Source organism: Bacteroides sp. AM37-9 (genome assembly GCF_003603455.1).
Taxonomy (GTDB): domain Bacteria; phylum Bacteroidota; class Bacteroidia; order Bacteroidales; family Bacteroidaceae; genus Bacteroides; species Bacteroides xylanisolvens.
Genome location: NZ_QTNF01000014.1, coordinates 90,608 through 113,297 on the forward strand (window position 1 = coordinate 90,608; position 22,690 = coordinate 113,297).

The 22,690-nt window shown below is 39.7% G+C and carries 13 protein-coding genes and 1 pseudogene; 3 read left to right on the forward strand and 11 right to left on the reverse strand.

Annotated features, from left to right (window positions below; all coding sequences use genetic code 11):
- Positions 1 to 104: 104 nt before the first annotated feature.
- On the forward strand, positions 105 to 4,115 hold the full coding sequence (locus DW862_RS11875) for a hybrid sensor histidine kinase/response regulator transcription factor (RefSeq protein ID WP_117683608.1): 4,011 nt from the start codon (positions 105 to 107) through the stop codon (positions 4,113 to 4,115).
- Here the strand turns inward: DW862_RS11875 and DW862_RS11880 are convergent.
- Complete coding sequence (locus tag DW862_RS11880; RefSeq protein WP_229129652.1) at positions 4,055 to 4,594, reverse strand: DUF4143 domain-containing protein; 540 nt, start codon at positions 4,592 to 4,594, stop codon at positions 4,055 to 4,057. The genes DW862_RS11875 and DW862_RS11880 overlap by 61 nt on opposite strands.
- Before the next feature lie 213 nt (positions 4,595 to 4,807).
- On the opposite strand from DW862_RS11880, the pseudogene DW862_RS26745 reads away from it, so the two are divergent.
- Positions 4,808 to 4,987 (forward strand): annotated as a pseudogene (locus tag DW862_RS26745) (helix-turn-helix domain-containing protein); the annotation flags it as partial.
- Positions 4,988 to 5,197: 210 nt separating this feature from the next.
- Here DW862_RS26745 and DW862_RS11890 read toward each other — a convergent pair.
- The 10 genes from DW862_RS11890 to DW862_RS11935 form a co-directional block, all read right to left on the reverse strand.
- The gene (locus tag DW862_RS11890; RefSeq protein ID WP_004298756.1) at positions 5,198 to 5,971 is read right to left on the reverse strand and encodes a radical SAM protein; all 774 of its coding nucleotides are present in this window, start codon (positions 5,969 to 5,971) and stop codon (positions 5,198 to 5,200) included.
- A 115-nt stretch (positions 5,972 to 6,086) separates the two neighbouring features.
- Entirely contained in the window at positions 6,087 to 8,198 is a 2,112-nt protein-coding gene (locus tag DW862_RS11895) for a DUF5117 domain-containing protein (protein ID WP_117683607.1), read from the reverse strand.
- A gap of 25 nt (positions 8,199 to 8,223) precedes the next feature.
- A complete protein-coding gene (locus DW862_RS11900; protein WP_117683606.1) occupies positions 8,224 to 10,572 on the reverse strand; it encodes a zinc-dependent metalloprotease in 2,349 nt (782 codons plus the stop codon).
- Positions 10,573 to 10,587: 15 nt separating this feature from the next.
- Positions 10,588 to 12,261 (reverse strand): PKD-like family lipoprotein, encoded by a 1,674-nt coding sequence (locus DW862_RS11905; RefSeq protein ID WP_117683605.1) that lies wholly within the window; start codon positions 12,259 to 12,261, stop codon positions 10,588 to 10,590.
- A 17-nt stretch (positions 12,262 to 12,278) separates the two neighbouring features.
- Positions 12,279 to 12,962 (reverse strand): DUF4843 domain-containing protein, encoded by a 684-nt coding sequence (locus tag DW862_RS11910; RefSeq protein ID WP_004316104.1) that lies wholly within the window; start codon positions 12,960 to 12,962, stop codon positions 12,279 to 12,281.
- A 9-nt stretch (positions 12,963 to 12,971) separates the two neighbouring features.
- Complete coding sequence (locus DW862_RS11915) at positions 12,972 to 14,495, reverse strand: RagB/SusD family nutrient uptake outer membrane protein (RefSeq protein WP_120068363.1); 1,524 nt, start codon at positions 14,493 to 14,495, stop codon at positions 12,972 to 12,974.
- 16 nt (positions 14,496 to 14,511) lie between these two features.
- On the reverse strand, positions 14,512 to 17,865 hold the full coding sequence (locus DW862_RS11920) for a SusC/RagA family TonB-linked outer membrane protein (protein ID WP_117683604.1): 3,354 nt from the start codon (positions 17,863 to 17,865) through the stop codon (positions 14,512 to 14,514).
- Positions 17,866 to 17,997: 132 nt separating this feature from the next.
- On the reverse strand, positions 17,998 to 19,176 hold the full coding sequence (locus DW862_RS11925; RefSeq protein ID WP_074910461.1) for a FecR family protein: 1,179 nt from the start codon (positions 19,174 to 19,176) through the stop codon (positions 17,998 to 18,000).
- A gap of 31 nt (positions 19,177 to 19,207) precedes the next feature.
- A complete protein-coding gene (locus tag DW862_RS11930; RefSeq protein ID WP_004298736.1) occupies positions 19,208 to 19,717 on the reverse strand; it encodes a sigma-70 family RNA polymerase sigma factor in 510 nt (169 codons plus the stop codon).
- A gap of 43 nt (positions 19,718 to 19,760) precedes the next feature.
- A complete protein-coding gene (locus DW862_RS11935) occupies positions 19,761 to 21,809 on the reverse strand; it encodes a helix-hairpin-helix domain-containing protein (RefSeq protein WP_120068366.1) in 2,049 nt (682 codons plus the stop codon).
- Between the two features lie 145 nt (positions 21,810 to 21,954).
- On the opposite strand from DW862_RS11935, the gene DW862_RS11940 reads away from it, so the two are divergent.
- Positions 21,955 to 22,533 (forward strand): DUF4294 domain-containing protein, encoded by a 579-nt coding sequence (locus DW862_RS11940; RefSeq protein ID WP_004308443.1) that lies wholly within the window; start codon positions 21,955 to 21,957, stop codon positions 22,531 to 22,533.
- Positions 22,534 to 22,690 lie beyond the last annotated feature (157 nt).

The following is a 22,690-nucleotide window of genomic DNA, read 5'->3' on the forward strand; positions in this document are numbered from 1 at the left end:
ATATGCCCTGCGTGTTGGGTATATAGATCCAACGTATTGGACATATAGATCCAATACGCAGGATATATAGCTCCTGCAAACAGGGGATATAAAGAAAGGAAACTATGAAACGATCCATCTTATCCATATGTATATTGTTGGCATCGGTTTCTCTGGTCTTCGCCAATATCTACAAGAAATATGACGTTAGATCGGGGTTATCGGGCAACTGTGTCCGGAGCATCCTTCAGGATAGCATCGGATATATGTGGTTTGCAACGCAGGACGGGCTGAATCGTTTCAACGGCATCGAGTTCACCAACTACGGACATTCGTCAGAAAACGGCGGAAACAGCTATATGAATATAGTAACGATCTGCCGCCATCAGGATAACAATCAGATTTGGGTGGCCAGTACGGAGAAGCTGTATTTATTCGATTCGTGGGAAGAGAAGTTCTCCGTATTCGATAAACAGACGGAAGACGGGGCATCAGTCAACAGCGTCTTCGGAATGGCATACGACAATGACGGGCAGTTATGGATCGGAACAACCAACGGGCTGTTTGTCTACAACGAGAAAAAAGGTACGTTGAGGCAATATCTGCATTCTCTTTCCGATCCTCATTCACTGCCGGATAATCACATATGGGTGATTTATAACGACTCGTTCGGGACTATCTGGATAGGTACCCGGAATGGGCTGGCGAAATACAACCAACGTACGGACAACTTCACAGGATATATATCCGAGGGCACTTCTTTCGGACGTCCTGCCTGCAACGAGATTATCTCTTTGATGGAAAGTTCGCAGGGAGTATTATGGGCGGGTACATGGTACGGGGGACTGGCACGGTTCAATAAGGAGACAGGACAATTCCGCTATTACTTCGGAGAAGGGGACACGCTTACCATTCCACGCATCCGCACCTTGTTTCAACGGACGGCCAACTCTTTCTATCTCGGCTCCGACGACGGACTTTATACATTCAACACCACGACAGGAGAATGTCTGCCTACCGACGACGAACAAAATAAAGAAAGTATCTATGCCTGTTATCAGGATAGGGAGGGGGGAATTTGGATCGGGACTTATTTCAGTGGAGTGAGTTACCTGTCTCCCAAGCATAAGGATATCGAGTGGTATTATCCCAATGGTATGGAAAATTCTCTTTCGGGAAATGTCATCAGCCAATTCTGCGAAGATCCCGACGGCAACATTTGGATTGCCACCGAAGACGGGGGACTGAACCTCTTTGATCCCCGCACGAAGAAGTTTAAAAACCATCTGTTGAGAAGCAGTAACCCTAATATCGGCTATCACAATATCCATGCACTGTTGTACAATGAAGGGAAATTGTGGATTGGCAGTTTCTCCCGTGGATTATATATCCTGGATATTCAAACGGGAAAAATGAAAAACTATCGCCATAACCGCGCAAACCCACATTCAATTCCTAACGATCATATCTACTCCATCTATCAAACGAAGGATGGCAGCATTTATCTGGGAACGCTCTCCGGATTCTGCCAGTATGACCCGGAAAGTGATTCTTTCCGGACATTGGAACCTTTAAGCCATATCTTTATCTATGATATGGTTGAAGACCCATACGGAGATTTATGGCTGGCAAGCAAAAGGGATGGCATTTGGCGTTACAACCGCCAAACCGGTAAATTGCACAACTATCGTAACGACCCTGCAAACGCTGCTTCTCCTTGTAGCAACTGGGTAATCCGTGTGTATATCGATCATAAACAGCATCTATGGTTCTGCACCGAAGGTGGTGGCATCTGCCGTTATCACTATCAGGAGGACCGTTTTGAAAACTTCTCCACCAAAGAGAATCTGCCGAACAATATCATCTATGGCATACTGGACGATCAATCGAGTAACTATTGGCTTTCTTCCAATAGGGGACTGATCCGATATGAGCCGCAGAACAAACGGGCACAGCTCTATACCATCGAGGATGGATTGCAAAGCAACCAGTTCAATTTCCGTTCTTCCCTGCAAGCCAGTGACGGGAAATTCTATTTCGGTGGGGTGAACGGGTTTAATTGTTTCTATCCGTTCAAGTTATCTATTAATAAGGTAAGACCTACGGCGTCTATTTCGGCGGTATATATGCACAGCCCCGACGACAAAGTAAGCCTTAGCAAGCGTATACCTGCTCTTAGCGGACAGGTAACTGTTCCTTATCAGGTGGTGTCGTTCGACATCACGTTCGAAAGTCTTAGTTATGTGGCTCCCAGCAAGAATTTATATGCCTACAAACTGGACGGTATTCACAAAGAATGGATATACACGGATAAACATAATGTATCTTTTCTCAACCTGCCTCCGGGTGAATATACTTTCCGTGTGAAAGCCAGTAACAACGATGAATATTGGAGCAATGACGACTGTTGCCTGCATATTGAGATCCTTCCTCCACCCTGGAAGACCATTTATGCCAAGATTTTCTATTTACTAATTGCGTGTGGTCTCGCATATTTCCTGGTACAGCTTTATTTGCGTAAGCAACAGGTCGTGAAAATAAGAAAGATGAAAGAGATGGAACAAATCAAGAATCAGGAGTTGTTCCAGTCGAAAATTACATTCTTCACCCAAGTGGCACATGAAATCAAGACTCCGGTAAGTCTTATCAAAGCTCCGCTGGAAGCTATTCTGGAAACACATGAATGGAACAGTGAAGTGGAAAGCAACCTGTCTGTGATACGGAAGAACACCAACCGGCTGATGGAGCTTATCAAACAATTGCTCGACTTCCGCAAAGTGGACAAGGAAGGTTATACGCTTTCATTCAATCAGATAGATATCAACCGAATGATTGAGGACATCATCGACCGTTTCCGTGCCATCTCCCTGACCGGAATATCTTTCAGTGTCTCGCTACCGAAAGAACATCTGCAATATAATGTAGACCAGGAGGCGCTGACTAAAATTGTCAGTAACCTGCTGACAAATGCCATGAAATATGCCCGCACCCGCATTATGGTCATTATGGACGAACATCTGTCTTCTGAAGGGCGCACGCTCTCCCTGTGTGTACGTGACGACGGTCCGGGTATTCCGCAAGAGGAATGCAGCAAAGTTTTCGAACCGTTTTATCAGGTGGGAAATACAGGAAATAACGGATCGGGAGTAGGCATCGGATTGAGTCTCGTCAAATTGTTGGTGGAGAAGCATAAGGGAAAGGTTTATATCAATCCCGGCTATACGGAAGGATGCGAAGTATGTGTGGAAATTCCGTATTTGGAGAAAAGCATCTCTGTCAGCCCCTCCATTACTTCCATGCCCGACAAGGTTCCCGCTTTGGAGGAAGAAGGCGAACCCGCCGGTTACTCTCTTTTAGTAGTGGAAGACACAACGGATATGCTGGAGTTTCTGGCTAAGAATCTGGGAAATACCTACACCATCCATACAGCCGCCAATGGCAAGGAAGCCTTGGAATGTCTGGAGACAACGACAGTAGATCTTATTATCAGTGACATCGTCATGCCTCACATGGACGGATTCGAATTATTAAAGTCCATCCGTTCCGACAATATGCTTTGCCATATCCCGTTTATCCTGCTTTCGGCACTCGACAGCATCGATTCAAAAATTGCGGGTCTTGACTATGGCGCGGACGCTTATATAGAAAAGCCTTTCTCGCTAAGTCACATGAAAGCCACCATCAATAATCTGCTGGAAAACCGGCGCATGCTGTTCAACCACTTTACAACTGTTCCGAATATGTCATACGACCAGACATTAATGAACAAAACAGACGTGAAATGGCTGAACACGATCAATGAAATCATTACCCGCAATTTCACCAATGAAGAATTTACCATCGATAAGATGGCAGAGGAGATGGCTATCAGCCGTTCCAACTTACAGCGCAAATTGAAAGGACTGACCGGAATGCCGCCCAATGATTATATCCGGTTGATACGGCTCAAAACAGCCGGAGAACTGCTGCGTGAAGGAGAATACCGGATCAATGAGGTTTGTTTCATTGTAGGATTCAATAATCCTTCGTACTTTGCCCGTTGCTTTCAAAAGCAGTTCGGGATATTGCCGAAAGATTATGTGAAAGGTGGTGACATAACCCATTCCCAAAAGGGAACAACTTCAATATCCCCATAAGTTTCCTTCTGGTTGTAAGTAAGCAGAGTCTTCTTTTCGAGCATCACATTTTCCAGTTCGAATCCGTACAATTCACGTTTCAGGTTCATGTCATTCAGTTCATAGCAAACCTGAAAGCCATAAGCTTTCCCGTTTTTATATGCCAAAAAATCACATTCCGTCTTACTATTGTCGAATGAAATATTCATATACCCTTTATTTCTCAGCTCATTATAAACAAGATTCTCCAAGGCACTACCACTTTGCGGAGAATAACGAAAGACATTGGCTGAAACCAAGCCATTGTCAATGAAATAACACTTATGCTGGGAACGGGAAGTCTGTTTCAAAGAATAAGAAAAGTTACGTACATCGACGCAAATATAACTGTCACACAAAAAGTTGAGATAGGACGCAACTGTATTTTCATTGCTTTTCAGTGCCTTACCCACAGCCGGTATAGAAAAACGGCTCCCCATATTGATCAAACATTTTGCCATTCCATTGGGCATTCTGGCGTATCAGGGTCTTTTCCATACCAAAATCAGTTTTTTAATAACCTTCAATTCATGCAAATATAAGAACTTTATTTTGTTTACCTAACTATGTTTCGGTAAAATGAGTATTTACAGGAAACATAATTAGGTAAACAAGTCCTTTAATCTGAAAAGAGTGTTCTTTATAAAGAACGTTTTGCAGATAACACTTGGCGTAAATACCGGATCAATGAGGTTTGTTTCATTGTAGGATTCAATAATCCTTCGTACTTTGCCCGTTGCTTTCAGAAGCAGTTCGGGATATTGCCGAAAGATTATGTGAAGAAAGGAAACATTATCAGGGAAGTACACATTCTCAAGCATTCCCACTGCGATGAGAAAAAATACTCATTATAATGAGAAAAAACTCTCACTGCAATGAGAACTTTTTCTCATCGAAGTGAGAATATACCCTTGTCAGAATAGGCTGAAACAGCTCATGAAGCCAATAAAAGGGCGAGCAATAAAATAGGAAGTATAAAACTTCTGAATTCTATTAGTTCGCCCTCTTATATTAATTTTCTTACGTATTATCAAGAAGAAATATATCCCTGTTTGAATTATATTTTAATAAGAAGCTGTTGCCGGAATACCTTCCTTTTCCAATAAAGCCACAATACGGTCTAACTCTTCATGCGTAGCCTTTTGCAAATCGTGGTCGGGAGTCTCCCGGTCAATCGTATAAATCATCACTTGACGGGGAGCGATTTCTTTCACTGCTTCTATCCAGGGGAGCACATACTTGTCGGATGTATTATCCATGTCTTTTCCCTGATAACCTCCTTTCAGGAACATCGTCTGTACGATGCAGTTTCCTTTGAACTCTTTCATTCTTTCGATGATCTTCTTAACAGAATATTTTCCGTTAGGACGGTCCAACAGATGAATGTATTCTTCATCCACCGTATCCAGTTTCAGGATATTATTATCTATCTTGTTCAGTGCTTCGAATACGGCAGGACGGTCGATAAATGTAGAGTTACTCAATACGCTTACTTTTGCTTTTGGGAAATACTTGTCGCGAAGCGCAAGTGTATCTTCTATGATTTCCGGGAAATGGGGATGCGCAGTCGGTTCACCGTTTCCGGCAAATGTCAGTACATCGGGAGCGGGGCCGTTTGCCTGCATGTCTTTTAGTTTCTCTTCGAGAGCCGTGCGGACTTCTTCACGGGTAGGAAGAAGTTTCTTCGTACGATGTTCGGCATTGAAACCACACTCACAATAAATGCAGTCGAATGAACAAACCTTACCGTCGTCCGGCAATAAATTGATTCCCAAAGAAACGCCCAAACGGCGGGAATGAATAGGGCCGAAGATGGGTGAAGGAAAAATAATAGTCATCTTATTCTAATTATTTATTCATAAATCATAGCAAAGATAACCCAAAACTTATAGGTTATTCTATCTGTACGACCATTTTTTCATCATCCCAAACAAATTATTACTCTAACGCCACTCAAGAAACCACACGGAAATATTGATCCATTCTTCTCAAAAGCAGAATATACATATCACGTACTTCCCTTTGGGAATGTGTCGTGCTAAGCTCCTCCAGTCTATCGTGCAGACTATGCAATTCGTTCGTTAAACGTTTCTTTATACTATTATGTTCAGTAGCTTCCTGCATAATATCCAGCCACGCTTCCAAACATATCAGCTGAATATCCATCTGTTCATAACTAACGGCAGACTGCGGATCAAAACCATTAAACAATCCTTTATAAAGATCCCGGAAAAAATCAATATCGTCATACCCCTTCCGGTCACTCTGCAACGCCTGCAATCGAAGAGCTGAAATTGTCTTTACACTCAACAATTGTTTGAACAACTTCGCCAGTTCCGGATACAGAAGATTGTTTCTTGTTTCCAACAAATTCTCTTTTACATAGGTACATTCCATCTTTTTAACAGAATGAAATAAATAGTTGTCCAAATCAAGCATTGCCTGACGCTGCGCATCTGCCGGTTGAGAACTACCCACCACCTTTGCCATTTCCATCAGATAACTCCCATACAGACGAATAGCTTTTCTGTATATATCAGTGAGCGAACTCCCTTTATCGTATTTCTTCCCCTTATACACAATCTTATCCAACCGACTCACTACAGTCTGTAAATCCGATATTTTGACCGCATAATCTTCTGGAAATGAAGAATTAGAATTCTCCTTCCCTGATGGTTGGAATAAACGAATGTGATCTGGTAAATTATGATCTATCCATTGGCGGAGCTTCTCCCGTTCATCATAACAATTTTGGTCTCCTTTGAAAGGATGATAGCCAAAATAAATAGTCCGGCAATCATCATCTCCAACTTTTAAAGTCTTTCCACACGAGCTTTTCGATAAACTTCTGCGCAAACCTAAAAGATATCCAATTTCTTCCGTTATTTCATTTTGCAACAATTCTTTTTCCACTTCTTTAGAATAACGGTCAGCCAGAATACGCGAATCCGAGGCACCGCAACTTAACAGATAGTCGTCTAATTTTCCTTTTAGGAATCCATGTCCGATATTCAAACGACATGAAAGTATTTCTCCGGTACGAGGATGACAGATAAAGTCACTTTTAATCCCCGGTATTCTCAAATCATAAGATATAAAAGCACGTTGTTCCGCCGGAATTATCTTTCGGTCTGCATACCTTACTTGTAAAGCATCATGAATACCTGCTTTATGGAAGGCGGTATTCCATGCTTCCACTCCTTCCTTTACTGCCTGGAAATATTCCTTCGGAAAAAGGGTGTCTACATAGAAAGTAAGCGGTTGTGACATATCCCAACGAAGAATCAATGAATCTTCTACCATACAATAAGGATTTTGCGAGTAATCTTTGAAACTCAATGTCCGGTAAGGTATTCTGTAATCTGCCAGGCGGATCTGATCTTTTTTCAGAGGTAGCAAGCGTACTGCACAAGTGACTTCCAAAGGCATACTACCTTCAGGCAATATAATGGCAGAACTGGACAGCATATATCTTTCCGCTTCAACTCCATGATAGCGCCTGACCGTAAACGACACACCTTCCTTAAAAGGATGTATTTTCATTATTTCCGACAGTTCCGGAACCAAGGAACGAATAAAATTATCATTATAGCTGAACCAATCATCGCCAGTCATCAGATACTCTGTTATCCGAATAATAGCTCCCTGCTCTTTTGAATAGGCCACCACTGGATAACTTTTACCGGCAGGTTGCATATTTGACAACGAGAAAGATTGCTGATATGTGCTTTTTTTATCTAAAATACGCTCTGTATAAAACGGTTTTTGAAAGCAAATTGTAGCTTTGTCCGGAGATATAATACGCACTACTCCCAGTCCGTCAACCGGACGATTCAACAAATCAAACCCTCGGTCTATCTGTCCACTGACTTCAATTTCCCGCCCGATATATTTTTCGGGTATTTCCAAATAGATTTCTTTTTCCGCTACATACACAGGAAACACACCGTCGATCTTATCCATCCCGGCAACAAAAAACTCGTCAAATGACTTGACGGAATCCTGTGCCTGAAGCAAAGCTGTGACACACAACAATATACCAATCACATATCTTCTTCTCTTCATGAATTTCTTTATTTACTTTTCATCATTAAAACAAAATACTATCTACAAGAAACATTGCCCGTTTTTTGGCAACCGGATCCGTAATCTTATGGCTATAATCAAGACTTTCCTCCTTTATTCTATTCAAAGCCTGCATGATGGAAACCAATAATCTCGACGAAGTTATCTTTTCTGATCTATCCAACAGTTTAGCAAGTTTACTCACATAAAGCAGCTGCACTTTATACTTGGCGTCACTTACAGGAATATTGTCAGCCCATTCGGCAAATAATTCTTTATGTATGCTTTCCAAAAACTCATCTACAGACAACATATCCTCACAAACATTCTCTGTTCTTTCCACTTCCCGGAGGGAACGAATCATTTCCGACATCAGCTCTTCATAAAAGCGATCGAACTCCCGACTACCATTTATTTCTAATTTAGCGGTAAGTTTTTCATCAAACATCCACACAGGCGGTTGTAATATATAAGCCTGTATAAAGCTCATAACCTTCTTATTGTAATCGGCTTTTTCAGGTATGTAAATATTCTCATCATCCGGCTCAGCAAGACGTTTCCCGCCCAAATGAGACAAAACGTGCTGTACCCACTGTTTATAATGCTCCAATACCGCTTCATAACGCCCCTGTAATACACGCAAAGACGTTTTATCCGTCACATTCCAGACATCCGGATGTTCACACAAATATTTCAAGTTCTCTATTCCCTGTGTATTAACCATAACATGGTCATTACCCAAATCTTCTGCCTGAGCCCTTACATCCATTCTGCCCGAAAAATGTAATGAGGGATCTTTCTGTTTTTCCTGATTCCAAAGGCTCCTGTTCTTTTCTCTTTCAGAAGCATCTTTACCCGGAAATATACGGTAGCCCCATTCAATAGCCCACTTATCATATTCGCCGACACGTACCCGCCTGTTTCTCAAATCAACTTTATCTTGAGGACGCAAAGCATAATTACACCGCACATAATCCATTATGGAACTACCAATACTATATTGACTTAAAAAGTCATTATCACGTAATTGATCGATGGAGTAATGAGAACTACCCAGAAAGTTATGTTCCAACCCTAATGTATGACCCACTTCATGTGTCAATACTTGTTTTATCTGTTCGTATTGCAAAGAGTCCGGCAACTCTATATTCCATGCCTGCGGATCATTCGCTCCACATTGAGCAAAATACCATTTCTGTTCCAAATTCAAGACACTGCAAAAAATACCGATGTGGCAAGCTATAATCTCACCGGACCGGGGTTCACAAGGAGTGGGACCATAAGCGTTATTTTGTCCTGATATCTTCCATGAAATAAACGGATAACTACTATCATAAATGCTAAAATCAGGATCTTCCTCAACGGTAGGAGCCAGCCGCGCATCAATGGCGTTCTTAAACCCGGCTTTTTCAAAAGCCGGACGCCAGTCACGTACCGCTTCAATAATACAGTCGATGTACTTTTCCGGTGTATTACGATCTATATAAAAAATAATAGGTTGTATGGGTTCTACTAGTTCCCCTCTCATATATCTTTCTTCATCTTCCGCCCTTATTTCCAGCCGCCATCGTTTGACAACAGATTTCTGAATAGCAGGCTGATCCCCTTGAAAACAATCCTTGCTGATCGTAAAATAAGTTCCGGTATTTGCAGTTACTGCCTCCAACGGTCTTTTTGATAGTAATTTTATGCAGATACCTGTATCCCAGTCTCCAATATAAGGAGGTGCAACAGGCTTACCCGGTATTCCCATTGATGAACTTTGATAAGTTCGTGACGCATGTATCAACAAACGATTATCATATCCCTTGATTTCCTTGATACAGTCTTTTTCGCTTAGATGTGTACCTATCAACAAATCAAAAGACACAATGCCGAGAGTGAACAGAGGAAAATCTTTTAATACTTCACCAATCTCTATCAGGCTACTTCCCTGATTCCTTGCTTTAATCGGTAATATTTTATAAAGCCTTTCATTCCCACGTTGGGCAGCGATTTTTGCATACGTTCCTTCAGGATTTTCTATCACCCTTTCATATTGTGGATCCATCATCCACAACTCGTCACCCTGTTTACGGAAACTGAAAAATACCGGACCTATCATGTCACCCGCATATCCGAATTTCTTTTCCATATCCCGGTCCGGACGGGCAGGAGCTGTCAGGATAGTTGTCGTTACGGCAAACTCACGTCCAATCAATGAATCCGGGATTTCCCAATAGATATGTTTATCACTTCGATAGGTAGTAAACATACCGGGAATAACTTCCACTGGTGCTTCTTCTTTAATAAAAGTTGTAATACTTTGCTGTTGCCCGTACAGACAAGTACAGACAACAGCAAGAAATACTGCACCGATAATTCCTTTTAGCATAAAGACCGGTTTATACTATTCATAATTATAGCTAATATCAACAATCTTCCCAATAGGCTGATCGGGATCTTCGTAAACACAAATGCTGTTTTCTTCACGAGCTACATCACCCGCCACTGTCAATTGCAATTCTACAACTACACCTTTGTCAGCAGTATTGATACCCAACCCGAGAGACATACCTAGTTTCTCCTTATATTCGCCCGTTTCCTCATCGTCATCTTCCTCTCTCACACTTTCAGGGTCCTTAAATTTTAAACTAACTATCTGTGCTGACGGATCAGTTTCATAAGTATAAAGTTCAATTGCTCTTCCGCGGTCAAGATCAATGCGATATAATTTATTACCCGATGTCATAAATATAAGGTTTGCCGTATACGCGTAAGAAGCTGCAAATTTTGCTATTTCTACATTTACTTCGGACGGTAAAGCAATCGCATACCGGGCAGCACAAATCGGATCTTCATCTTGCGCACTGAATTTAAACACAGTCAGCTCTTTTCCGTTATGGGGAGCAGCAATTGCATAAGCAAAATTTCCTCCGTTTCCTCCCGTAACAATGTCATGCACTTCTAAAGACGGATCAATCTTATTTGGATCAAAGACATTTGATTCATCAGACGACATTAAATATGTCCTGACAGGTTTCTGATCAGTCCATTTAGTTCCATAATTACGTATATCTTGAGTAGCCGAATTCGGTACCATATAATCGCTAAAACCCAGAATAGAGGAAGCAAGAAAACGATGATTTTCAGAATCAAAAAACAAATAGCCTCCTCCATACGAACCATAAGCGGAAATGGCGGGAAACTCACTTTCCTTTTTTACCGAGAATGGTACACAAAATCCATCCATAGGAGCACAATATGCTTTTCCACTATTCACAAACAATTCACCATGAGTACTCATCTTATAGAGCTCGATATTCAACGGTTCCCCTTTTCCAGTCGGTTCAAAAAGTATTTTATTCGATGGATATCTCGTTATTAAAGTACTTGGAGTCAACAAGGCCAAGTCCCGATCGGTTACCACCATTAACGCCGGACTTACTTTAAAACCAAAAAAACCCAGCATACTACTTAAAAACGAATCCCCATAGTTTTTTCTTGCACTTACCGCCAAAGGTTTTCCTTCTAACGGAAATGACTGATTCAGTTCTGATTTAAAGACATCCGGATAAACATAATATCCTTCCGGAGTACCCTCTATCGCTCCTAATACTCCCTTTCCTTCTTTTTCCTGCAATACAAACCAGCAAGGATTTAAAGGACGAATAATTGCAACTTCACCTATCTGATACCAGGTTGTTCCATTCTTTTTATCCGTAATGACCAACATCAAACCTATATTTTCGGATTCATAAGGCTCGACTGTTACTTTACATTCTTTGCCTACGGAATAATCTTTATAATCACTAAGTCTGTCCGACCCCGCTTTCTTTCCTTCGATTGTTTTCTTCCATTGAAACACAAGGTTTTCCTCATTTTGCTCCAAAGTCTGAGAAATCTCGGGTATAATTGAAACTTCCACTGCTTCCTCTTTAGGCATACGTACCTTCGTTTCAGGTATTACGATATCCATCGTATTTACATCATGATAATCGTAATCTCCCTTGTCATCGTAACAGCCTGTTTGCAATAAAGCCGCTCCGATAAAACTTACTATACAGATGATATATTTCCTCATAACGTTTCTTTTTAATCTTATTCATATTCTATTTCATCACCCTCTTCACCTAAAATCGGTGGATTTCCCTCCTCCTTATATTCTCTATAAGCTTGCTTGATTACATCAATATCTTCATCTTCCAAATCATCCCATACACGTTGACATACATCCATAATAAACATATATTTAGCATCGCTATAACTGCCAAATCCCACATAATCACTCCATTCGGTCGGTTTCAACTCCCATCTGACATTTAAAACGATTTGATTCTTTTCTACCAGACCTTTATCAAACTGATGAAGAGGGTTATTCAAATCAAACTCCAGATAACAACCATAAACATTTCTACCTGCCTCTACTTTCGGACGATTTATTTTATAATAGAATATCTGGCAAACTGTATCAAGGTCAGTATATGTATACTTGCTTTCCAATAATACATCCACTGAATTCTGATAATCATTATTCGGAGTTACTTTCACACAGAAATCACGATTCTCTTTCAAAAAATCTCCTTGTATTCTTACCTCGAAACTGTCTACAGCATAAGGTTCTTTCTTCACATAATCCGTATCAACCAAAGTACGGACATGCGTAGTGCTACCATAGAAATTGATACGAGGTGTCTGGTCATATAAGTCTATCTCGTTTTCACTGCATCCTACATAAATGCCGCAAACAAGAATAGCTAAAACAAAATATATAATACGTTTCATAATGCTTCATCATTTAGAGTTGTTTCCAAAAATATACTCATCATCCGGCAACGTCATCTGATAATGGGCTTCAATCATCGTTTCAATCCCACAACCATAATAAGTGCTATAATTATGCGCTTTCAAGAAATAGAAAAGTTGACCTTCCGCGAAATATTCTTTCCTATATTCTTTCATTATCTCATTAATACGTTTAGTCTGGTTTTTGTCTTCTTCCGAAGTATTATCAAGGTCATCATATCCGATAGACGATATCTCATCACTATAAGAAATACCACGTGCAAAACGTACGGTATTTAGTGCATCAGCACTTTCCGATGCAGAAGGAACACATTCTGCAACAATATAATACATTTCGGGTAAGCGTATCAAAGGGATAGCGTCAGCACCGGAATAAGCATATCCGCCATTCAAAGGTTTCTGATTATATTTTCTACAAAAAACATCTGTCCGACTTGCCCCATTAATAACCTCAAACATTTCCGTATTTTTTCTCCAGTCAGTATTCCCTGCATCGGCAGTTTCATAGAAGAATTTAAATTTATCTCCATCCAGATAGAAATGTTGCTGAGTATTGGTATTCTCCATATCCATATAATTTCCAATAAGCAAATTGGAGAATTCATTGACTGTTATTCCAAAGATTTGCTCTGCGTAGCGTATGGAATTGTAATTGGAAGCAGTCTGCGATTTATACAATGTAAAATACTTAGAGGCAGCAATCACTTGTTTAGCGTACTCTGTGGCCAATCCTTTACTTTCCGCATCACCTTTGTAACAATATACACGAGCCAGCATAGCTTTAACCGCATATAAATTCATACGAAACTCACGATTGACAAGAAAATGATTTTTATCTGTAAAATCTTCATCCGTCTGATCGGTAAAGAAATCAAGAGGATCACTCTCTTTCAGTAATTTTTCAGCGTCATTCAAATCTTTGAGAATAGCGTCAACCACTTCGCTGGCTGGTAAAACAGGAGTGGCATCCTTATCAAAAGCAATACGGTAGGGTATAGCTTTGGATGCAGGATGTTCTTTATAAACAGGACCGAACATACGCAACAAATCAAAGTGAAGAAAAGCGCGAAGCCCGAGTGCCTCTCCCTTCATAGTTTCATAATAGCGTTCGGTAACTAAAACATCTTTATTTTTGTCTACGTACTCCAAGAAGTTATTAATATTGGCTATGATGTTATACATCGTTGAGTAAATCCCATTCTTCTTACTCAAAAACATGTTCTCATAATCGAATACGATACTTTGATCGAAAACAGCATTTGTATTATACCCCGGATAATCGGAATATAATCCTGCCAACTCATCCAAATAAGCATAAGTCAAGTCTCCGGCATACAATGTCGTGGTTCCCAACTTCAAATAAATACCTGTAAGCGCATCCTTAAATCCTGATTCCGACTCAAATTGCTTGTCGGTAGGAATAGAAGTCTTCGGAGATACATCCAACCAGTCGCTGCAAGACATAAGTCCCAGCATTGTTGTTGTTAATAGTATATATATTATCTGTTTCATACAAATAGGTTTTTAATTAGAAAGCAACATTCAAAGCAAATGTAAACTGACGGGAATACGGATAGTACAAACCTCTTTCGCGTTTCACTGTAGACCAATAGAAAAAGTCTTCCATATTAAACGTCACTTTAGCGGAACTCAATCCCCAATGACTAATAAATTTTGTATTAGTACGATCCATACGATAGTAAACAGACAACGAACTTCCCTGGAATATATTTTCATCCATTATAAACCGGGAAGTGGCTTTCGTTTCCAAACCGTTAGGATTAAGAACACGGAACTGTGCCTTATCACCCGGTTTCGCCCAACGTAGCTGAGTTACCCGTCGATCTACATTATATTTCAAATTAGCATTTTCCACCTTGTCAAGCAAGGTCTGATTATATACCTGACCGCCAAACTGATACCTGAAGCTGACATCTGCTCCCCAACCTCTGTATGTAAAGGAAGAATTAATATATCCTTGCCATTTAGGTTCTGTATTACCAATAGGTACTACATCATTCGCACTCCAGTTAACGGCACTCGTCATCTCCCCGTTACGTTTCAATAATATTTCATCTCCGGAAGCCGGATCAATACCTAATGAACGTACTACCCAAATACGGGAAAGAGATTCACCTTCTTCATAACGTGGCAACGGCGTATCTTTTAAATCTGATGCACTTTTATCATTTCTGTATTTCATCGCTTCCGATATTTTCAATAGTTTGTCAGTATTATGAGAACCGTTTACTGTAATTGTCCAATAAGCTTGTTTAGCAGTGTTTTTATAAGGAATAGCCGAGAGAGAAATTTCCCAACCCTTATTCTCTATCTTTCCCAGATTTTCCGGATAACTGCTGAAACCAAGAGAAGGAGCAAGACTTATATTGGCAACCATATTATCTGTTATTTTCCGATAATATTCCACACGTGCAGTAAAACGCTGATCGAAAAAACCGAGTTCCAAGGCAAGATTAGTACTTTTTGTAGTCTGCCATTTTAAACTTTCATTATGCATAGCCAAGATTTCCGAACCTGTTGCATCCGATGAGTAATAAGGAAGCAGTAAATTGGAATATGTATAATAACCATGTGCCTGATAAGGATCAAAACCTTGGGAACCGGTCGTACCGTATGTACCCCTCAAAATAAAATCGGAAATAAAAGATACATCTTTCAAAAAGTTCTCTTTTTTCAAATCCCAACGTAATCCGGTTGACCAGAAAGGAGCCCAACGGTTATTTTTTCCAAACTGTGATGAACCGTCCAAGCGTATATTAAAGTCGAACGAATACTTATATTTATAAGAATAGCCTCCAGCAGCTACCCAACCAATGGAGCGCGTTGTCCTCTCATCTCCTGTCACCTTCTCATTATATTTCTTACCAAACAACAAGTTATCCATATTATCATTCGGGAAACCAGTCACATAGTTTCCATAAGTCTCCGAATTATTCTCCAATACACTCATACGTGCATTAGCAGTCAGGTAGTGATCTTCCAGTTGCTTATTCCAGCTTCCTGTTAAATCTATGCCCCAATTGACAGCTTCGCTCTGACTTCTGCGGTAATCACCTCTTAAGGTAGGATCAGTCACATTATCAAAAAGCGTATGTTGTGCAGGACGAAAAATATCACGATGTCCTACGCTTTTGGACAAATTAAAAGCTCCTTCAAACCGTAATTCATTAGTAGGATTATATTCCACCTTGAAAAGTTCACGTACTGTAAAGTTTTTACTTTGATCTTTGCTGTTGAATGTCGTATTGTACATCGGATTCAAATAGCTCGACTCACCACCCACTCCTTCAAAATTATCAAGCCGTTTTTGTATTTCTCCGTTCTCTCCATACGGACGCAGATAAGGATTCAAGCGGGTATATTCACTAAAACTTCCCCACGGAGACTCATTAGCTACCGAATTATCCAACGTAATACTATTCTTTAACAACACCTTCTTCAGACGATACTGAAAATCAAGTGAACCGGTCAGTACATCACGTTTGCTGTCTTTCATCACACCCGGAGAACTATTATATCCGACATACATCCGATAGCGTAAGGCTTCATCACCACCTTCCAGCGTAACTGTATGTCGTTGTTGGAAAGCTGTTTGCAAAGGCTTGTCCAGCCAATAAGTATTTACTCCTGCCAGCACTTCACGCAATTTAGATTGATAGAGCTGCCATTTTTCAACTGTTTCGCCGCCGTATGTATAAAGTCCGCTTTGCAACTCTGCATCTATCTTCTCTCTTGCATTCATCAAGTTATACCCGGTCATATCCGGAGCTTCAATACGAAGTTCCCCACCATAAGTCACCCAAATCCGTCCGGGTTTGGGAGTCTTGCTTTCGATAACAATTACTCCATTTGCCGCACGCGAGCCGTAAATAGCCGTAGCTGCCGCATCTTTCAACACAACGATAGAAGCAACACGGTCAGGATCCATATCGGCAAGTGTCTGTATAGTGATTTCAAATCCGTCCATGATAAGCAGCGGTTGATTGGCATAGGTCTCATATTCGCCCTGAACTGCTAATACGTCATTACTGGTAGAATTAAAATCTACCGCAGACTGTGTAGCCATATCCATATTTGCACCGCCACGCATACGCATATCAGGCAGATTATTCGGATTAGACCCCATATTGATATTATCCATGATGCGAAGCCCGGGAGCAACAGCGGCTATCGCTTTAGCCACATTATTCGTGCTATACTTTTTCAGATCTTTCCCCTTGATAGTAACGGCAGAACCGGTGAATCCCTCTTTCTTCCTATTGAACATACCTGTCACCACTACCTCATCCAACGCCTTCGTATCAGCTTTCATCACTATCGACATATAAGCTGAAGAATGCAAGAACTGGGTTTCCAAACCTACGTACGATATTCTGACCCGGCTATCTTTCGGAACGTCAGAGAGCTGAAAATTACCATTATTATCTGTGATAGTACGAATATTATTAGGAGCTTCCACTATAATAGTGGCGCCAATGACCGGAAGTCCGTCTTCCTCGAAAAAAACTTTTCCTTTTACTTGTGAAAAAACCTTTTTAGAATCCTTTTTTGTGATATTGATAAATTGTCCGTCAATGTGATATTTCAACGGATTTTTTCCAATAATCACTTTCAATGCCTCATCAACTGTAGCTTTCTCTACTTTTCCGGTAGAAGTATAAGAACTAATTTCATCGTAAATAAAAAGAACTTTATACCCCGATACTTTTTCAAAACGTTTAAAAATAGAGGGTAGTCCTTCATTTTTAAACTCCATTGTTAGTTGCTTTTCTTTACCTGTCTGTGCTTCCGCACGCCATGAATAGGCAAAAAGGAAAAGCAAAAATAAAACAATGAACTTCTGTGCTTGATTCTTTTTCATAAGCCTGAATAGTTAAATAATATTTCATTCTTTTAATTGTATACGAAGTTTAAAAAAGAATGGTTACCCTTAAAAGAGTTTTTTTTCAGAAATATATTTTTCTATTCAGATTTATATCTTTTTGCTTGCTTTTTATTCGATAATTAGTTTTCCTGTTTCAAAATAAGCATGTATTCTCTCCATTCGATTCAATAATTCAATCAAGTGAAAGATGTCTTGATGACGATTTGCAAAGAAATGCATACGAAGATCCATGATTTTGCTATTGCGGAACTCAATATCTATATTATACCAACGCCCTATTTCTTTCATCATGTCAACCAGAGCAACATCGTCAAAATAGAAAAATCCTTCCTTCCAATACAAAAATGATTCAATATCCACCTCGTTCACAGCAAATGTTCCGTTAGAAGAAAGTTGCGCACTTTGTCCCGGCATCATTTCAACAGTATGAACGCCACAAGTATCGCTAACAGCCACTTTTCCTGTAATGAGCGTAACACGGACATCAGTAGGAGAGTAACTACGCACATTAAATTCCGTTCCCAATACACGAACCTGTAGATTTCCACTTTTTACAATAAAAGGATGTTCTGCATCTTTAGTAACTTTAAAATAAGCTTCACCTTCCAAAGAGACGACTCTTTCTTTTCCTTTAAAAATCGTAGGGTAAGCTAATCGACTGTCTGAATTCAAGAAGACTTCAGTTCCTTCGGATAAAACAACTTTGAATGTCTCTCCCCTGGGAATACTTAATCTATGTATCTGTACTTTCTGCTTTCCTACTTCCTTGGTTTCTGTCTGAAGAAGAGCACGACTATAATCTATTTCTTTAGAAGACAACTGTGCAGTAGAGGAAGACGAAAGAGATTCTACCACTTCTTTTAGTGGCTTTACTTCCTTCTCATCATTCACTTGTAAAGTGACTTGTTGGGCAACATGATTGGCTTGAAACACTTGAATGATTTCCGGTTGCGACGAAATCATCATTGCACGCAAAACTAAAATTATGACAATAGTTGCCGCTACACCTGTGATACTGGCCCACAACAGTATGCGTGTATTTTTTCTTCGATCGTTTTTAGAATGTTTATTATGAAAATCTGCCAGTTCATTCCGGACATCAATTGCCAGCATATTTTGTTTTTTCTGCATCTCTATCACAATTTCTGCCAAATCAGAACATGCTTGCAAGCACTCCTCATCTTCTTTCAAATTATGTAATTGATCAGCAGTTATATGAGAACGATTCTCCATAATTTCCAGGAGTTCTTCTTCCGACTTACTTATATTTATATTCTTTTCATCCATAAATAATGTATTCAATATATATATTTACGTTTTAAAGTCTATTCCGGTTACCCTCTTGCCCCAATTCTTCGCGAAGAATACGCAAAGCCTTTACTATATTCTTATGAATAGCCGCAACACTTACATTCAATTCTTCGGCCACTTCTTTATATTTCTTATTATGAATATAGCATGCTTCCAATATATGATAATTATAAGGAGTCAACTTTTCCATAGCTTTACGAATACGCAAAACACGAGAATCAGAATGTTGTGAATCGACTTCTATCATTTTATCAGTTAATTGCGAAGTGAACTCTACATATTCTTCATGGATATTTTGCTTGCGAAGATAGTCAATGCAACGTGTACGAATGATTGTATAAAGATAAGTTTTAGCCGTCGCTTCTTCTATCTTTTCATAATTACGCCACAAATACTCAAAAGCATCACTTACGATATCTCTGCATACCTCAGCGTCATTTATAAAATAATATGCAAAATATACAAACTGTGCATACCATTCATTAAACATTTTGTCAAAAGTAGCCCTGTCATCCATTTAATATCGTATTCTTCTGTTATTTCTGGCAGACAAATATACATTAAAACTTAATACGCAGTTGCATTTGTACATCTGCTTTTTTATTTCCACAGATCAAATCATTGCCCGAACCGATCTCATTCCGGTCTAAATAGACTGTTTCGCCAAACTTGGTTATGAACAACCAGTGCTTATTCAGTTCATATCTGAAACGAACGGAGCAGCGAAATCCACAACCTTGGAAGGACGGTGTGTAAAACATATAAAGCAATCCGCTTTCCGAAGCATATACACGCGAATCATAATCGTCTGTAAAAAAGTAACTGCCCTGAACGTCAGCAAACAGCCTGGCCCAAGGCAGTTGGGAGGATATCATTTGTGTAACCTGATATCCTATATTAGCAGCTCTGTCCTGAGAATGAAAATGATTATAATCTAAAGTTGTACGACTGCTTAACACATCTCCTAAAGAATAGTTCAAACGGTAGCGAAGTTGATGGTGAAAAATAGGAAGTGTTAGTGTTCCTTTACTACCTGTCCAATCCCGTTCTTTGCGTTTATAGCGGTACTTCAGATACATGGATAGATGGCTGCGTGGAGTGAAAGTGGCTTGAAGCAATCCGTCTGTTCCGCGAGAGGGTTTATTTACTCTGTATTTTTTCCACGGAAAAGAAAATAAATCGAATGAGGCGAAGAATTTCCAATAGGCAAAAGGAGAAGTCTCCATGCCGATATAATATCCCTGTTCATTTTGTGTCGTACTTCCTTCACCAAAAGAATGGGCAAACATGGCCCAATAGTTATAAGAATAAAACCGGTGTATCAACATGATTTGAGTGTTTTGAACCGGTGAATATTGCAAACGGTTCAAAGAGGCCCAACCTTGTTTTCCGATGGCCGTCTCTCCTTGAAAAGAAAAACGATGCCAGCGGTAAGCATAATCAATCCCCAGATTATAGAAGTTGTTTCCATGAAGATTGTATTTGGAATAGCCTGTTAATTCCGGTTCGTATGGTCGGTTGAAAAGGTAGTAAATACCGGTGATACCCAGTCGAATACGGTTGTGTTGATAACTCACGTGTCCACCTGTTAATTGCATGGTGAATAGGTTCTTTTTATCCGCTTCTTTTTGACTTCGGTGCAGTCCGGTTTTATAGATAGAGGTGATTTCTCCGTCAGTGATTACTCCATCTAATGAACGGTGTGAATAGAAACCGGAAAGATCCCAATCTTTAGATAAAGCAACAGTGGCGGCCACTCCCCGAAAATAATTGTATTCATCGCTGGAAGAGTGTTTCTTTATTCCGCCACTACGATTGTTGAAAGAAGAGGCATAGATTGTTTTTCCCATCAGATAATCAGTATTAATCACTAATCCTTGTCCGAAACTAAGCCGATAGTTACCAACATCTAATGCTTTTAATCGTCCACAATCTTTTAATAACAGATAAAAGGAATAATAATCATAGCCGTAGCGATTGTATAAAGCTCCAAAAGGTTCTCCAGCATCTTTTTCAGCAACGACTCCTGCATAGAGTCGGTCACTGTATCGGAAACTGTATTTCACAGAGTTATAAACAGAAGGTCCTAAATAGGTATGTTCATAACCTTTTCGCCTATAAAATGGTATATCAAAGCGAGTTAACAGTTCATTCTTTCCATACTTTGCTGCGCTTTTCAACAGACTTTTCCACCGAAAAGCAGGTTCATTGTTAATAGCTTTTATACAGACGAAAGGTAGTAAATACTGGATTGTTTGTTTATCCATCTCTTCTACCAGTTGGAGTTCATAGATGGTTTTCATCTGTCCGTGTATATAGATGTAGGCCAGCAGATGTTCAATCTGAATATCACTAAGGAAAGGAAACTGTTCGAGTTGTTCACGGGTAGCAACATTCAAATTAACTGGTTCCTGCATACGATTGGAAAGTTCTTCCAATTCATTTTCCCAATTAGGAGTATTAACAGAGTTATCAGTTCCGTTATTAACAGATAAATCTTCAAGAACATCTTCTAAAAGACTTTCGGAAGGGTTTTGAGCACTACAAGCAGGAATTATTAACAGGCTGTTTATAATACTTATCAACCGTAAAAGTTGAATAGTTTTCATCAATAAAATGGTTTATTCTTCCTGCTTTTTTAACAGATAAGGCCGCAAAGATACTTTAAATAGGTTAACATCGAAGAGAAATGTCTGAATAATAAAATTTTAATTCTATTTTTGTATCGTGAAAAAGAGGCTTAACATAGTAGTAATGACGCTGTTTGCTATTGTTTGTTGTTCGTTGCGCCTGCAAGCTCAAGATAAACAAAGCATCAATGGATATTTGGTTCCGATGTGTATCTACAATGGAGATACCATTCCATGTGTCCAGTTAAGAACTGTGTATATTTTCCGTCCGTTGAAATTCAAAAATGAAAAGGAACGTCAGGAATATTACCGACTGATTCGCAATGTGAAAAAGGTATATCCTATCTCCAGAGAAATTAATCAGGCCATCATTGAAACTTACGAATATCTTCAGACTTTGCCCAATGAGAAAGCCCGCCAAAAACATATCAAACGGGTTGAAAAAGGATTGAAAGATCAATATACTCCCCGAATGAAAAAACTATCGTTTGCACAGGGGAAACTGTTGATTAAATTAATAGACCGCCAAAGCAATTCTACCAGTTATGAACTGGTGAAAGCATTTATGGGACCTTTCAAAGCGGGATTCTATCAGACTTTTGCTGCATTGTTCGGAGCCAGTTTAAAAAAAGAATATGATCCGCAAGGTGAGGACAAACTAACAGAACGTGTAGTGTTGATGGTGGAGAACGGACAAATCTAAAATCAATCGGCTTATAAGTTTATCAACCTCATAACCAATTGATCACTACTCAACCATACTAGTTATCATTTCAAGAATTAACAAACTTCCTGTAAGGTATTAATTTCCGGTTTCTCAGAAGTTAATACTTGAGTTCCCAGCTATTAATATGTATCAT

Bases quoted from the DNA above. Each gene is read 5' to 3' on its own strand.
- DW862_RS11875 (WP_117683608.1), top strand. From the start codon at position 105: ATGAAACGATCCATCTTATCCATATGTATATTGTTGGCATCGGTTTCT.
- DW862_RS11880 (WP_229129652.1), bottom strand. From the start codon at position 4,594: ATGGCAAAATGTTTGATCAATATGGGGAGCCGTTTTTCTATACCGGCT.
- DW862_RS11890 (WP_004298756.1), bottom strand. From the start codon at position 5,971: ATGACTATTATTTTTCCTTCACCCATCTTCGGCCCTATTCATTCCCGC.
- DW862_RS11895 (WP_117683607.1), bottom strand. From the start codon at position 8,198: ATGAAGAGAAGAAGATATGTGATTGGTATATTGTTGTGTGTCACAGCT.
- DW862_RS11900 (WP_117683606.1), bottom strand. From the start codon at position 10,572: ATGCTAAAAGGAATTATCGGTGCAGTATTTCTTGCTGTTGTCTGTACT.
- DW862_RS11905 (WP_117683605.1), bottom strand. From the start codon at position 12,261: ATGAGGAAATATATCATCTGTATAGTAAGTTTTATCGGAGCGGCTTTA.
- DW862_RS11910 (WP_004316104.1), bottom strand. From the start codon at position 12,962: ATGAAACGTATTATATATTTTGTTTTAGCTATTCTTGTTTGCGGCATT.
- DW862_RS11915 (WP_120068363.1), bottom strand. From the start codon at position 14,495: ATGAAACAGATAATATATATACTATTAACAACAACAATGCTGGGACTT.
- DW862_RS11920 (WP_117683604.1), bottom strand. From the start codon at position 17,865: ATGAAAAAGAATCAAGCACAGAAGTTCATTGTTTTATTTTTGCTTTTC.
- DW862_RS11925 (WP_074910461.1), bottom strand. From the start codon at position 19,176: ATGGATGAAAAGAATATAAATATAAGTAAGTCGGAAGAAGAACTCCTG.
- DW862_RS11930 (WP_004298736.1), bottom strand. From the start codon at position 19,717: ATGGATGACAGGGCTACTTTTGACAAAATGTTTAATGAATGGTATGCA.
- DW862_RS11935 (WP_120068366.1), bottom strand. From the start codon at position 21,809: ATGAAAACTATTCAACTTTTACGGTTGATAAGTATTATAAACAGCCTG.
- DW862_RS11940 (WP_004308443.1), top strand. From the start codon at position 21,955: ATGACGCTGTTTGCTATTGTTTGTTGTTCGTTGCGCCTGCAAGCTCAA.